Annotated in this window: 1 protein-coding gene; it reads right to left on the reverse strand. The window is 46.1% G+C overall.

Annotated elements, in window-relative coordinates:
* Positions 1 to 211 precede the first annotated feature (211 nt).
* On the reverse strand, positions 212 to 847 hold the full coding sequence (locus tag HMPREF3096_RS04690) for a DUF2268 domain-containing putative Zn-dependent protease (protein WP_023317852.1): 636 nt from the start codon (positions 845 to 847) through the stop codon (positions 212 to 214).
* Positions 848 to 1070 lie beyond the last annotated feature (223 nt).

A 1070-nucleotide genomic window follows, 5' to 3' on the forward strand; every position in this document is an offset into this window, starting at 1 on the left:
GCACTGGTGTTATGGCGTCCTGAAGACCGGAATCGTTTTTAATGATGAAGGCCTGAAACAAGTACTGTCAACCTGACTGTACCAGGTGGCACTAAACACAAAATAACGCTCGCTGCAGTAAGTGAGCGCAGTCTGCTATGAGCGAATAGCTGACATTCAGCTTCCGCTTATGAGTAGAATAATGGCTTTAGAGAAATGAGGAATCTGAACTTTATATAAAATCCTTTAACTCCTCAGCATTAATGTTCGCCAGCATTGAAGCTTTCAAGTTTGGGGATGATGCGAGATACCTCGAGATCAGGTTGAATCCTGCGGTATATCCTAGCCACCTGGGCAAATTTCCTGTTCCGAAAAACCAGGCATTATGGTCGTAATCAGTGCGATGCCAGTTTTCAAGCATTTGTGGATAGTAGGGCTGAATAGTATCGGAATGGAGGCTTTCCCAAGGCTCAGGTTCACCACCAAAAAGCTCAATAGAAAAATGCCCGGCAAGCCCTTCTGAGACTAACACCTCTCCCAACGTTGAGCCATATCCCGGCCCTGTCCACCTAACTGCATGGTGCAGTTCATGCACAAACATTCGTTCAATAGAGTGCGCATCATTTTTGCAAAATGCAGAATTTTCAGGATCAACAGTTATATAGATAACGCCAGCTTCAGGGCAAAAACCAAGATGCCCTTTTTCCGGGATGACAAACTTCCCAGCTTTAACCACCACATCCAGTGAATGAATCGGCATTAACCTTTTGGCTTGTTCGTAGGTATCAGTCAGGTTTATTTGAAGCCATTCACAGTGAGCGGTGAGTTTCTTCTGCGCATTCAGAATGTGGAGATTCATTTGAGACATTACGGTACCACGCCAAAAGCGTCACTAAATCGCCACACATTAACACACAAAGCGAATGTCATGGTGTTGCTCAACAGTTGAGGGCCAAACCATTAACAGCAATGTCCGCATTTGGCACAAAGCAGACATTAAAGACTACAGCATCGGATGCCGCGTTAGCGGCATGGAGGCGCCAGATGAAGCTGCATGTATCTGTGGAGTCAAATGGCGCCGAAAGCCCGGC

The organism is Klebsiella sp. HMSC25G12 (assembly GCF_001807705.1).
Taxonomy (GTDB): domain Bacteria; phylum Pseudomonadota; class Gammaproteobacteria; order Enterobacterales; family Enterobacteriaceae; genus Klebsiella; species Klebsiella variicola.